The sequence below is a fragment of the Streptomyces polygonati genome (assembly GCF_042650325.1).
Lineage (GTDB): Bacteria > Actinomycetota > Actinomycetes > Streptomycetales > Streptomycetaceae > Actinacidiphila > Actinacidiphila polygonati.
Genome location: NZ_JBHSBB010000014.1, coordinates 240340 through 253550 on the forward strand (window position 1 = coordinate 240340; position 13211 = coordinate 253550).

At 73.1% G+C, this 13211-nt stretch carries 11 protein-coding genes; 9 read left to right on the plus strand and 2 right to left on the minus strand.

Features of this window, described 5'->3' with window-relative positions:
• Positions 1 to 59: 59 nt before the first annotated feature.
• Positions 60 to 749 (minus strand): bifunctional DNA primase/polymerase, encoded by a 690-nt coding sequence (locus tag ACFO3J_RS21720; RefSeq protein WP_386431602.1) that lies wholly within the window; start codon positions 747 to 749, stop codon positions 60 to 62.
• 698 nt (positions 750 to 1447) lie between these two features.
• Here ACFO3J_RS21720 and ACFO3J_RS21725 point away from each other — a divergent pair.
• On the plus strand, positions 1448 to 3043 hold the full coding sequence (locus ACFO3J_RS21725; protein WP_449343649.1) for a PP2C family protein-serine/threonine phosphatase: 1596 nt from the start codon (positions 1448 to 1450) through the stop codon (positions 3041 to 3043).
• Positions 3044 to 3183: 140 nt separating this feature from the next.
• On the plus strand, positions 3184 to 4641 hold the full coding sequence (locus tag ACFO3J_RS21730; RefSeq protein WP_386431608.1) for an aminopeptidase P family protein: 1458 nt from the start codon (positions 3184 to 3186) through the stop codon (positions 4639 to 4641).
• A 92-nt stretch (positions 4642 to 4733) separates the two neighbouring features.
• Here ACFO3J_RS21730 and ACFO3J_RS21735 read toward each other — a convergent pair whose 3' ends face one another.
• Positions 4734 to 5174: an ATP-binding protein gene (locus ACFO3J_RS21735; RefSeq protein WP_386431611.1), complete on the minus strand. Its 441-nt coding sequence runs from the start codon at positions 5172 to 5174 to the stop codon at positions 4734 to 4736.
• Between the two features lie 244 nt (positions 5175 to 5418).
• On the opposite strand from ACFO3J_RS21735, the gene ACFO3J_RS21740 reads away from it, so the two are divergent.
• From ACFO3J_RS21740 to pheA, 7 genes are all read left to right on the plus strand, one after another.
• A complete protein-coding gene (locus tag ACFO3J_RS21740; RefSeq protein ID WP_386431614.1) occupies positions 5419 to 6282 on the plus strand; it encodes a hypothetical protein in 864 nt (287 codons plus the stop codon).
• A 175-nt stretch (positions 6283 to 6457) separates the two neighbouring features.
• Complete coding sequence (locus tag ACFO3J_RS21745; RefSeq protein ID WP_386431616.1) at positions 6458 to 7249, plus strand: YcnI family copper-binding membrane protein; 792 nt, start codon at positions 6458 to 6460, stop codon at positions 7247 to 7249.
• Positions 7250 to 7455: 206 nt separating this feature from the next.
• Positions 7456 to 8121, plus strand: coding sequence for an SCO family protein (locus tag ACFO3J_RS21750; protein WP_386431618.1), 666 nt, complete (start codon positions 7456 to 7458; stop codon positions 8119 to 8121).
• The gene (locus ACFO3J_RS21755; RefSeq protein WP_386431621.1) at positions 8118 to 8618 is read left to right on the plus strand and encodes a copper chaperone PCu(A)C; all 501 of its coding nucleotides are present in this window, start codon (positions 8118 to 8120) and stop codon (positions 8616 to 8618) included. Before ACFO3J_RS21750 ends, ACFO3J_RS21755 begins: the two co-directional genes overlap by 4 nt.
• Before the next feature lie 7 nt (positions 8619 to 8625).
• A complete protein-coding gene (locus ACFO3J_RS21760; protein WP_386431623.1) occupies positions 8626 to 10794 on the plus strand; it encodes a copper resistance CopC/CopD family protein in 2169 nt (722 codons plus the stop codon).
• Positions 10791 to 12086 (plus strand): iron uptake transporter deferrochelatase/peroxidase subunit, encoded by a 1296-nt coding sequence (efeB, locus tag ACFO3J_RS21765; protein WP_386431626.1) that lies wholly within the window; start codon positions 10791 to 10793, stop codon positions 12084 to 12086. Before ACFO3J_RS21760 ends, efeB begins: the two co-directional genes overlap by 4 nt.
• 78 nt (positions 12087 to 12164) lie before the next feature.
• Positions 12165 to 13094 carry a prephenate dehydratase gene (gene pheA, locus ACFO3J_RS21770; RefSeq protein WP_386431628.1) on the plus strand — a complete coding sequence of 310 codons (930 nt, stop codon included), beginning with the start codon at positions 12165 to 12167 and terminating at the stop codon, positions 13092 to 13094.
• The last annotated feature ends 117 nt before the right edge of the window (positions 13095 to 13211 follow it).

A 13211-nucleotide genomic window follows, 5' to 3' on the forward strand; every position in this document is an offset into this window, starting at 1 on the left:
CCACCAGTACGCCCGTATGCCGGTACGACGGTGGGCCGGTATGTCCGTACGATCCTGCTTCAGTAGGTGAGCCGGTCCCCGTCCGGCGCCGTCCGCCCGGCCCGTACCAGCGCGTCGACCAGCGAGGCGATCCCGGGCAGCCACGGCGAGCTCTCGTCCGGTCCGGCCACCGGCTCCCGCACCCAGCGCGGCTGACCCGTCCCCGCGCCGACGACCGCGGGCAGCGGCACATAGCCGCCGTCACCGTGGTAGCGCAGCGAGGTCGGCACCCAGTCCTGGCTGTCGAGGAGTTCGCCGAGCTCGGCGAGGGAGTAGGGGGCCACCAGGAACACATAGCGGGTGGGGGTGGCGATCACCGGGCCGAGCCGGACACCGAGCTTCTCGATGGCGGCCAGCGCCAGTTCACCGGCTGCCGCGGGCACGCTCGCCGCGGAGACCTGGTCACCGGTCGCCAGGACGACCGGCGCTTCCGGCCGGCTGGTCCACCACCAGCGGACCATCCGGGGATCGTGGGTGGCGGCGAGCAGTCCGGGGTCGAGCGGATGGGCACCGGGCACCGGGCAGTTGGGCCGCGGGCAGGCGCACGTCTGTTCGTCACCAGCCCGCCAGTTGCCACGCCGGTCGTAACCGACGCCCGGCACCACGCGCCATTTCCACTGCTCGGCGTAAGTGAGCACCGCGTTGAGCAACGCGGTCCGCCCCTTTCGCTGGAGTGAGACCTTGCGTCGCCTTCCGAGGATCTCGCGCATCAGCGCTCGTTCCTTTCCGTTAACGCCCATGGATCTGCCCATTACACAACGTAACTGTCGAGCACACCGCATACGAGGCAGCGCATCACGCCGCCAGCCGAGCGTGGAACATGGCGGAGGGTGGCGTGCGCTTGGCGCTTCTTGCTCTCGGTGCCCTGAGCGGACCACCGTTCGTGGCCCCTCGTCGGGCGCAGCAACCCCATTCGCCACTCGGGGTCGGGTCGGCCGTCAACTGTTCACGTACTACGACGCTTGAGCCGGACTTCGGGTTCCTACCCACCACCCGCGATACGACGCGCTGTTGGCTGGGATCAGTCGACAGCGCGCATGAAGCGGGGGTGGTCATTTCCGGCCAACGTACGTGTCAACCTACGGTGACCGACCGTCCCTCCGCAAGGTTCCGGCCCGGTTCCGACACCTTTCCTTCCATCAGGACAATCCTGGACATGCCCGCAATTGTGCGTGTAGAAGTGGGTTCCTTGATAGCGGCGCAGCACGACTTGGGGGTTTGCGATGCTATTCACGCAGATGCTCCGCGCATCGCGGACGAAAAACGCTGATTGCCCCGCTCGTCGGCCGCCGACCGCAAGTCTTCGGCCATGAGCCCGGCCCACGTGAGAAAAGTGGCTGGAAGCGAGCCATCCGCTTCCGGAACGGCGCACACTGTCGCCGCCCCGAAACCCGCCGTCCCGGGCACCGTGACCGGAGCGAGCGGCGCGACCGGGGCAACCGGCGCCACCGGGACAGCGGGATCGGCCGGACCGACCGGGCCGCCCCCCGGCGTGCTGCCGCCGCGCGGCACCCCTGACCACGGTCTCGCGGTCCAGGACCGCCTCGCCGCCTCGGTCTGCGACCTCTCCCTGCTGCATGAGCTGACCGAGCACCTGGCCCGTACGAGGGGGCTGGACGACACGCTGCGTGAGGTGCTGCGAGCCGGCGCCGCCCTGGTCGGCGCCGGGCGCGGACTGATCGCGCTGGAGCCGTCCGACGGCCTCGGCCCGGACATCACGGTGGGGCTGGGCCTGGGCCACGGGGACCTCGGCACCCTGGAGACGGTCCCCCCGGTCGGCCTCACCGAAGCCGCGCACCGCTCTTCCGGCCCACCCCGCACCGACCAGGCCCGCGCCGACCGGACCGGCACCGGGGAGACCCCGTCCCCCGAGCCCCGACCGCCCGAGACCCCCTCCGTCGAAGCCTCCGTCGAAGCCGCCCTCGATGCCGCCCTCGATGCCACGACGCCCGAAGCCGCCTTCGAGGCCGTCGCGCCGGACACACCCCCCACCGGCCTCCGGCACGCGCGCGACCTCCCCGACCCCGTGGAGACCCTGCTGCCGGACCTCCGGCACGACCCCTCCCTCGCCCCCCGCCACCGCGAGGTCGCCGCCCAACTGGGCCTGGGCGCCAGCTACGCGCTCGGCCTCGCCGCGGCCGGCGGCCGGCTCGGCACGGCGGTCTGGTTCTACGACGAGCCGGCCGAACCCACCGACCGCCAGCGCCGTCTGACCGGCCTCTATCTGCGCTTCGCCACCGAGCACATCGCCCGCTGCCTCGACCTGAGCCGGGCCCGGGGAGCCGCCGCGTCGCTCGCCGCCGAACTGCTGCCCGCCCGGCTGCCGCGGGCGCCCGGGGTGCGGATGGCTGTGCGCCATCACACCGGGCCGCGCGGCGGCGGCGACTGGTACGACGCGCTGCCGCTGCCCGAGGGCGGACTAGGCCTGGCCGTCGGCGGGGTGACCGGAGCCGGGCCGGGCGCGGTCGCCGCGATGGGCCGACTGCGCGCGTCGCTGCGGGCGTACGCGGTGATGGAGGGCGAGGACCCGGTGGCCGTGCTGTCCGACCTGGAACTGCTGATGCGGCTGACCGAACCGGCCCGCTCGGCGACCGCGCTGTTCGCCTACGCCACCGCGGCGGCCGGCGGCGGCCACAAGCTGATCCTGGCCGGCGCCGGGCACTGCCCGCCGCTGCTGGTGGGGGACCACCGCTGCGAGTACGTGGAGACCTCGCTGTCCGCGCCGCTGAACATGCTCAGCTGCTGGGAGGCGCCCAGTGTGGAGGTGCGGGCCCGGCCCGGCGAGAGCCTGCTGCTCTACACCGACGGCCTGCTGCACCGTACCGGCGAATCCGCCGACCGGGCCGTGGCCCGGCTGCACTCCGCCGCCCAGAGCGCCTCCCGGACCGTGCGCGAGGACCCGGAACTGCTCGCCGACCACATCCTGCGCACCCTGCTGCCGGACGGCCTGGACCGGGCCGGCGGCGTGGAGGACCTGGTGCTGCTGGTGACCCGCTTCGAGTGAGCGGGGGCAGGGGTGATTCGGCCGGAAAACACCCGGGCCACCGGTGTGATCCCGCCGACACCGCGGCCCGCCTTCCACGCCCCGCGAGCCCACATACGATGGGCGGGAGGTTCGATCGCGGCACGACGAGGAGGCAGGACGTGGCGGAGGCCCAGGACACGCAGGACGCGGTGCAGGACAAGCCCATCAAGCAGCGCAAGAACAGGCTGTACCCCGCTGTATCCGAGGAGCTGGCCGCCGTCATGAAGTCCGGCTGGGCCGATACGGAGCGGCACGGTCTCGACCCGATCGAGCAGGCGCCGTACGCCGCCGCCCGCCGCGCCGCGCTGTCGGCCCGCTTTCCCGGTGAGCGGATCGTCGTACCGGCCGGCCGGCTGCGGACCCGGTCCAACGACACCGAATACCCCTTCCGCGCCTCCACCGAGTACGTCCACCTGACCGGCGACCAGACGCAGAACGCCGTGCTCGTGCTCGAACCGCTGGCGGACGGCGGCCATCGGGCGACGGCTTACCTGCTGCCGCGTTCGGACCGGGAGAACGGCGAATTCTGGCTCGACGGCCAGGGCGAGCTGTGGGTCGGCCGGCGCAGCAGCCTCGCCGAGGGCGAGCAACTGCTCGGGCTGCCCTGCAAGGACGTCCGCAAGGTCGCCGACGAACTGCGCGCGGCGACCGGTCCGGTCCGGGTGGTCCGCGGCCACGACGAGAGCGTCGAGGCGGCGCTCGCCGACAAGGTGACCGCGGAGCGGGACACCGAGCTGAAGATCTTCCTGTCCGAACTTCGCCTGATCAAGGACGCGTACGAGATCGGCGAGCTGCAGAAGGCGTGCGACTCCACCGCCCGCGGCTTCGAGGACGTCGTGAAGGTGCTGGACAAGGCCGAGGCCACTTCGGAGCGCTGGATCGAGGGCACCTTCTTCCTGCGGGCCCGGGTCGAGGGCAACGACATCGGCTACAGCTCCATCTGCGCCGCCGGACCGCACGCCACCACCCTGCACTGGGTGCGCAACGACGGTCCGGTCCGCCCCGGCGAGCTGCTGCTGCTGGACGCCGGCGTGGAGACCACCACCCTCTACACCGCCGACGTCACCCGCACGCTGCCGATCGACGGCCGCTTCTCGCCGCTCCAGCGCAAGATCTACGACGCGGTGTACGACGCCCAGGAGGCCGGCATAGCGGCGGTCAAGCCGGGCGCCGCCTACCGGGACTTCCACGAGGCTGCCCAGCGGGTGCTGGCCGAACGGCTGGTGGAGTGGGGGCTGCTGGACGGCCCGGTCGAGCGGGTGCTCGAACTCGCCCTCCAGCGCCGCTGGACGCTGCACGGCACCGGCCACATGCTCGGCCTGGACGTGCACGACTGCGCCCAGGCGCGTACCGAGTCCTATGTGGACTGCACGCTGGAGCCCGGGATGGTGCTCACCGTGGAGCCCGGCCTGTACTTCCAGCCGGACGACCTGACGGTGCCCGCGGAGTACCGCGGCATCGGGGTGCGGATCGAGGACGACATCGTCGTCACCGACGACGGCGCCCGCAATCTCTCAGGCGGCCTGCCGCGGCAGGCCGACGAGGTGGAGGCGTGGATGGCCGCGCTGCGCGGCTGATCCGGCGAGCCGCGCCGCACGGCCGATCCGCTGATCCGTTGATCCGGTGAGGCGGTGAGGCGGTGGGGCCCCGCGAGACCCGCGGCGGGGCCTCAGGACGCTCTGAGGAGGGCGTCCGCACGCCATTTCAGGACCTTGTCGAACGCTACGACCGTGCCGTGCCCCGGCCGGTCGTGGAACTGGACGTGGTCCACGAGCGCTTCGATGAGGAAGAGTCCGCGTCCGTGCTCGGCGTACTGGCCCCGCAGGGCCGGCCGGGCCGGATGGCGGACGCGGTCGCGGGAGAAACCCGGCCCGGAGTCGGCCACTTCGATCCGGCAGCGGTCGCCGTCGATCTGGGCGGTGACGCTGTAACCCGTGGCCGATCCGGCGTGTTCGACGGCGTTCGCACAGGCCTCGGAGAGCGCCACCGACAGATCGAAGGAGATGTCGGGATCGACCCCGGCGCTCTCCATCGTCCCCAGCAGCAGCTTCCGCGCCAGCGGAACGCTCGCAGCCTCGCGCCGCAAATGGAGTGACCACCAGATGCTCATGCTCCAGCCTCCTGGCTGCGGCTCGACATACGGTTACGTATTGCCGCGAAGAGGCCTCGGTAAGCATGGCGTTGACGTGATACCGCTCATTCGGCGGATGCGACACCCCGGCGTACGGGTGTAAAGGGACGACCGGAACACACCACCGCGAGCCGGGCACCCGGTGTTTCCACCGGGAACGCGCGGTGAGAGGATGTCCGCCGTCATGGTCCCTCCCGCCCCTTCCGTGCGCGCGGGCGCCGGTATGCGAATGTCGCGGGCCGCGGTGTTCACCGCGGTCTGCGTCGTGCTGGCCGCCGCCGGGCACACCATGGCCTCCGGTCGTACGGTGCCGGGCTGGTCGCTCGTCCTCGGCTGGCTCGCGGTGTTCGCGGTCGTGGCGCCGCTGGCCGGGCGGGAGCGGACACTGCCGGGGATCGCGGCGCTGCTCGCCGCGGGGCAGCTCGTGCTGCACGCGGTGTTCAACGTCGGACAGATGTGCGCCACGATGCCGGGCATGATGGCGGGCGCCATGTCCGGGACGATGTCCGGATCGATGTCCGCGTCGATGTCCGGAACCGCGGCCGGCACCGTCGCCGGCTCCGGGTCGGGCTCGGGCGGGCTCGGACTGATGGCGGTGGCCGCCCGGCTGGTGTGCGACAACCACGGACTGCGGCTGACCCCGGCCGCCGCCCGCCAGGTGGTGGTGAACGCCGGGCTGGACCCGGCGACGCTCGGCGCCCGGCCGCAGCTGCCCGGGACGGGTCAGGCCTCCGCCGTGGCCCGTTCGATGACGTCGTTGCCGTCGCTGATGTCGATGTGCTCGCTGCCGATGCTGCTCGGCCACCTGCTGGCCGCCCTGGTGGCGGGCTGGCTGCTGCGGCGCGGTGAGGCCGCGCTGTGGCGGTTGATCCGGCTGTCGGTGCGCGGTGTGTCGAGCCTGTCCGCGCTGTCGCCCGCCGTGCTGCGCCGCGCCTGGGCGCTGCTGTCGGCGCTGGCCGCCCGGGTGCCGTACGCCGGGCCGCGTACCCGCCGCGCGACGCGGGAAGCGGGGGCCCGGCACCGCACGGTCTGGCTGCGGCACTGCCTGGCCGGACGAGCGCCCCCGGTGGTCGTGCTCGCGGCCTGACGCGTCTTCCCGGTCCCCTCGGTGGGCCGACGGCGCGCGTGGCCGCAGGCCGCCGACCCGTATCCGCGCCCGGTGCGCGGGGCGCCGCGGCGGCCCTCGTCCCCGCCACCGCCTGCCGCGGTGCGCGGGTCCCACGACACCGTCAGCACCACCTCACCGTGGAGAAGCCACTGCCATGAGCAGCTCTCGTATGCGCGGCCGTGCCGCGACCGTCGCCGCACTCGCCGGTACCGCCGTCCTGCTGGCCGCCGTGCCGGCCTTCGCGCATGTCACCGTGACACCGGACACCGCCGCCAAGGGCGCCTACAGCACGGTGTCCTTCAAGGTCCCCGACGAGGAGGACAGCGCCAACACCGTCAAGGTGGAGGTCAATCTGCCGACCGACCACCCGATCGCTTCGGTGTCCATCGAGCCGGTGCCCGGCTGGACGGCCCAGGTCACCACGACCAAGCTGGCCACCCCCATGAAGACCGACGACGGCACGGTCGACCAGGCCGTCTCCAAGATCACCTGGAGCGGCGGGAAGATCGCACCGGGGCAGTTCCAGCAGTTCCCGGTCTCGCTCGGACCGCTGCCCGCCGATGTCGACTCGCTGTCGTTCAAGGCCCTCCAGACGTACGACAACGGTGACGTCGTCCGCTGGATCGAGATCCCGCAGGCGGGCCAGCCGGAGCCGCAGAACCCGGCGCCGACCCTGAAGCTGACCGCGGCCGAGCCCTCCGGTGACGCCGCGGGCGCGGGCACGGGCACGGCGGCCGCGGCACCGTCCGCCGACACCGCGAGTCCGCTGGTCCCCGTCACGTCCGCCGCCGACAGCAGCGACGGCACGGCCAGGGCGCTGGGCATCGTCGGCATCGTCGTCGGGGTGATCGGCGTCGGCTTCGGCGTGTTCGCCGGGCGGCGCCGCAACCCGGCGGGTGCCGCGACCGGCGGCGCCCCGGACGGGCCTTCGGGACCCGCTGTCTGATCCGTGACCGGACATGGCGCCTGATGCCGGTCCTCGGCATCAGGCGCCTGATCCGCCGTCAGGGCCGGGCGGCCCGTGCCCGCTACGGGCCGCCCGGTCGCGGGGCTCCTCGAACTCCGGGGCCCCTGAACCGCCCTCCGCCCCGGAGGGCCCCCGAATCGCCGAAGCGCCGAAGCTTTGAAGTCTCGTACAAAGGAACCGTCCTCATGCGCACCACACTCAAGCTCGGCAGCGCCGCCGCCGCGCTGACCGCCGCCTGCGCCCTGCTGCTGACCGGCTGCGGCGGGTCCGGCGGGTCCGCCGCCGCCGACGCCGGGAACGTCGCCGCCGTCTCCGGCACGCAGCAGGCCGGCACGCTGCTCGACACCCCGTTCGCCAAGCCGCAGATCACGCTGACGGACAACCACGGCAAGCCCTTCGACCTGGTGAAGCAGACCGCCGGGCACCCGATGCTGCTCTTCTTCGGCTACACGCACTGCCCGGACGTCTGCCCGACCACCATGAGCGACATCGCGCTGGCCAAGTCCCGGCTGTCCAAGGCCGATCAGGCCAAGCTCCAGGTGGTGTTCATCAGCTCCGACCCCGAGCGCGACACCCCGGCCCGGCTGAACGCCTGGCTGGGCGCGATGGACAAGAGCTTCATCGGGCTGACCGGTGGATTCCCGGCGATCCAGGCCGCCGCGCGCTCGGTCGGCGTGGGCATCGACCCGCCGGTGAAGGAGAAGGACGGCAGCATCACCGTCACGCACGGCGCCGAGGTGCTGGCCTACTGGCCCAAGGACAACAAGGGCCATGTGCTCTACATGTCGGGCACCACCGCCGAGCAGTTCCAGCACGACCTGCCGAAGATCATCAGGAGCGAGGCCCCGTGAGCCGGCGGCGCGCGCTGGCGGGCGCGCTCGGGGGGACGGCCGCGGTGGCCCTCGCGGCGGTGGCCGGGGTGATCCTGGCCGGCTCCTCGTCCGGCGCGAACGCCTCGGCACGGCCCGGGAGCCCGGCCAGGCTCTCGGTCAGCGGCGGCTACATACCCCAGCCGCTGCTCACCGACCTGGCGGCCGCGTACTTCACGGTCACCAACACCGGCGGCACACCGGCCCAGCTGGTCTCGGTGAGCTCACCGCTGGCCGCGCACGTCACCCTGCACACCACCACCGGCACCACCATGTACCAGGTCCCCTCGCTGACCGTGCCGGCCGGCGGCCGGCTCACGCTGGGCACCGGCGCCGACCACCTGATGCTGGAAACCCTCACCCGCAAGCCGCCGGTCGGCGACAAGGTGACACTGGTCCTGCACTTCGCGCATGCCACGCCCGCCACGATGACCGTCACCGTGCCGGTGCGACCGACGACGTACCACCCGGAGGGCTGAGAAGCCGATGGATCCACGGTTGTACGCGCTCCCGGCGCCCGTACGGCGATACGGCCGTACGCCCCGCCCGGTGCTCCGCAGACTCGCCGCGCTCGCGGTCGGCCTCGGCGCGCTGCTCGGCCTGCTGCTGGGCACCGCCACGCCCGCGTCCGCGCACGCCGCCCTGATCGGCACCGAACCGGCCGAGAACTCGGTGGTCACGACGGCGCCGCAGCGGGTGGTGCTCCACTTCTCCGAGGGGGTGCTGCTGTCCGCCGACAGCCTGCGGGTGCTCGATCCCCGCGGTGCGAACGTCGCGGTGGGCACTCCCGGCCACGCCGTGGGCAAGGACGCCGGCGCCACGTCCACGGTGGCGCTCAAGCCGGGGCTGACCGGGGGCACGTACACGGTGGCCTGGCGGGCGATCTCGCAGGACAGCCACCCGGTGGCCGGCGCCTTCACCTTCTCCATCGGCGCCCCCTCCAGGACGACGGTCAGCGTCTCGGGTGAGGCGGCGGCCGGCAACGGTTCGGCGAGCGTGCTGTACGGCATCGGCCGCTATCTCGCCTACATCGGCTTCGCGCTGCTGGTCGGCGGCTCGGTGTTCCTGTCGGTGTGCTGGCCGAAGGGCGCCCTGCTGCGGCCCATGCAGCGGATCGCGGTCACCGGCTGGGTGGCCATGGTGGTCGCCACCATCGGGCTGATCATGCTGCGCGGCCCGTACGTCAACGGAAAGGGTCTCGGCCAGGCCTTCGACCTCGGGGTGATGCGCGACCAGCTGGAGACCAGACCCGGCGCGGCCCTCATCTCCCGGCTGCTGCTGCTCGCGGCGGCGGCGGTCTTCCTCGCGGTGCTCTTCGGCAGCTACGCCAAGCGCGAGGACCCGGGCGAACGCGCCGATCTGGCCTGGGGGCTCGGTATCGGCGGCGGGGTGGTCGCGGTGGGTATCGCGGCCACCTGGGCGATGGCCGAGCACGCCTCGGTCGGTATCCAGCCCAAGGTGGCGATGCCGGTGGACGTGGTCCATCTGCTGTCCATGGCGGTCTGGCTCGGCGGTCTGGTCACGCTGCTGACCGCGCTGTGGGCGCCCTCGACGGCGGGCACCGTCGAGCGGTTCGCGGTACGCCGCTTCTCCGCGCTGGCGCTGGGCGCCGTCAGCGCGCTGATCGCCAGCGGTACGTATCAGGCGTGGCGGCAGATCGGCACCTGGAAGGCGTTCACCGACACCTCCTACGGGCGGCTGCTGCTGATCAAGATCGGACTGGTCTGCGTGCTGGTCGGGGTCGCGTGGTTCTCCCGCCGCTGGACGCAGTCGATCGGCGTCGCGGGCGCCTCGGCCACGGTGTCGTCCCGGCCGGGTAAGGCGGCCGTCGCGGACCGGTCCGCGGTGAAGGTGGACGCGGTGGCGGTCGAGCCGGTGACGGTCGAGCCGGTGACGATGGACGCCGCCTCGGCCGGGGACGCCGTCTCGGTCGAAGAGGAAGCCGTCGCGGAGGGCGCCGGCCCAACGGCGGTGGGCCGCCGGCCCACCGCGGCCGGTGATGGCGGGACCACCGGGTCCGGCGGCCCCGGGGCCGCCGCCCGGGCCGCGCAGCTGCGCCGGCAGCAGGCCGCCCGCAGCGCCGCGCAGGCCCGTAAGGTCCGGGACGCCGACCCGGCGCGCAGCGCGCTGCGCCGGTCGGTGCTGGCCGAGGTCGTGGTGGCGGCCGCGCTGCTGACGGTCACCACGCTGCTCACCGGTTCCCAGCCGGGCCGTGCGGCGGAGGAGCAGAAGGGGCTGGCGGCCGCGCCGGCCGCGTCCTCGTCGGCCGGGCCTGCCGCCGGGTCCTCCTCGGCGCCCGGGGTGCCGGGGCAGATCACACTGACCGTCCCGTACGACACCGGTGGTCCGAAGGGCAAGGGCACGGCGGGCCTCACGCTGTCCCCCGGCCGGGCCGGTACCCCCAATGAGATCGGCCTGCGGCTCACCGACCCGGGCGACACCCCGGTCGACGTGCCGGAGGTCCGGCTCGCCTTCACCCTCCCCGCCCAGCATCTCGGGCCCATCCAGGTCCCGCTGAAGCACACCGGCACCGGGAGCTGGAGCGCGACCGGCGTCCAGCTCCCGCTGCCGGGCACCTGGCAACTCCAGGTGACCGTCCGCACTTCCGACATCGACGAGATCACCCAGACCAAGAACGTGCAGGTCAGCCAGTGAGTACGGTGAACGACGAAGAAACAGCGGCCGCTTCGGCCGTGCCCGCGCCACCCGTCACCCGGCGGCGCCTGCTCGGCGCCGCCGGGGCCGCGGGACTCCTGGTCGGCGGCGGGTCGGGGGCCGCGGTCGCGGCCGCCGCCCGGACCGAGCCGACCGCGCTGAGCAGTGTGGGCGCGGGGCGCATCCCCTTCGAGGGCGCCCGGCAGGCCGGGATCGTGGAACCCGCGCAGGCCCGCGCGCATCTGGTCGCCTTCGACCTGGCGCCGGCCGCCGACCGGCGGGCCGCGGCCGGTCTGCTGCGCCGCTGGTCCGACGCGGCGCGGGAGATGACCGGGCAGGGACCGGGCGGCCAGGGACGCCCGACCACCCCGGCGGCGTACGACGACCAGGTGGCCGACGACGCCGGGCCGTCCTCGCTGACCGTCACCTTCGGCTTCGGCCGCAGCTTCTTCGGCCGGACCGGCCTGACCGGCCGGCTTCCGCAGGCGCTGGCCCCGCTGCCGGACTTCCCCGCCGACGCGCTCGACGCCCGGCGCAGCGACGGCGACCTGTGGGTGCAGATCGGCGCCGACGACGCGCTGGTCGCCTTCCACGCGCTGCGGGTGCTGCAGAAGGCGGCCCAGGGGACAGCCTCGGTGCGCTGGCAGATGAACGGCTTCAACCGCACGCCCGGCGCCACGGAGCGCCCGATGACGGTGCGCAATCTGATGGGTCAGATCGACGGCACCAACAACCCCAAGCCGACCGACGCCGACTTCGACCGCAAGGTCTTCGTCCCGGCGGGCGGCGGCGACTCCTCCCCGGCCTGGATGGCGGACGGGTCCTACGCGGTGGTGCGGCGGATCAGGATGCTGCTGGACTCCTGGGACCACTTGTCGGTGGCGCGGCAGGAGCAGGTGATCGGGCGCCGCAAGTCCGACGGGGCGCCGCTGTCCGGCGGCGGCGCGACCACTCCGGTGAATCTGGCCGCCATCACCGGCGACCGTTCGTTCGCCATCGCGGGCGACGCCCATATCCGGGTGGCCGCCGCCGCCTCCAACGGGGGCGCGGCGATGCTGCGGCGCGGGTTCTCGTACCACGACGGCATCGGCACCGACGGCGCCCCGGACGCCGGGCTGCTGTTCGTGGCCTGGCAGGCGGATCCGCTGCGGGGCTTCGTACCGGTGCAGCGCAAGCTGGACGGGTCGGACGGGCTGTCGCGGTTCCTGCGGCACGAGGCCAGCGGGCTGTTCGCGGTGCCGGGCGGGGCCGGGCCGGGCGAGTATGTGGGGCAGCGGCTGCTGGAGGGGTGAGCCGGCCGCGGTCCGGCCGGCGATGTTTCACGTGGAACAGTGGGCGACTCGTCCGTTACGGGCCATTAGGCTGACGGCATGTCGTCGGCGAGCCGCTACACATATCTGGGACCAGCAGGCACCTTCACCGAGGCCGCGCTGCGTACCCTGCCCGAGTCCGCCACCCGCGAGCTGACACCCATGGTGTCGGTGCCCGCGGCGATGGACGCCGTGCGCAACGGGGACGCGGGCGGTGCGCTCGTCCCCATCGAGAACTCGGTCGAGGGCGGCATCACCGCCACCCTGGACCAGTTGGCGTTCGGCGAGCCCTTGATGATCTACCGCGAGGTGCTGCTGCCGATCGCCTTCGCCCTGCTGGTCAGGCCGGGCACCCAGCTGGCGGACGTCAAGACCGTCACCGGACACCAGGCCGCACAGGCACAGGTGCGCAACTGGCTGGCCGGGAATCTGCCGGAGGCCCAGTGGGAATCCGCGCTGTCCAACGCGGACGGCGCCCGGCTGGTGCAGGAGGGGCGCTACGACGGGGCGTTCGCGGGCGAGTTCGCGGCACCGATGTACGGGCTGGAGCCGCTGGCCACCGACATCCGGGACGCGCAGAACGCCACCACCCGCTTCGTCCTGGTCGGCCGGCCGTCCCGGCTGGCCTCCCCGACCGGCGCGGACCGGACCTCCGCGGTGTTCTGGCTGCAGGACGACCATCCTGGCGCACTGCTGGAAATGCTCCAGGAGTTCGCCATCCGCGGCGTGAACCTGAGCCGGATCGAATCCCGGCCGACCGGTGAGGGACTGGGGCGCTACTGCTTCTCGGTGGACGCCGAGGGCCATCTGACCGACCGGCGGGTGGGTGAGGCGCTGATGGGTCTGCGGCGGCGCTGTCTGAACGTACGATTCCTCGGTTCGTATCCCCGGGCCGACGAAGTGGGGGTGCGGGTGACTCCTGGCACTACCGACACCGAGTTCAGCGAGGCCGCGGACTGGCTGAGCCGCACGCTGGACGGCCGCGGCTGAGTTGTCCACCGGGTTATCCACAGGCTTGATCCACTGCCTGTGGGTAACTTGCGGACAAGTCGACAGAGCAACCGGGCCAAGTCGACAAATTGGTACACAGACACCAACGGGGCGCAG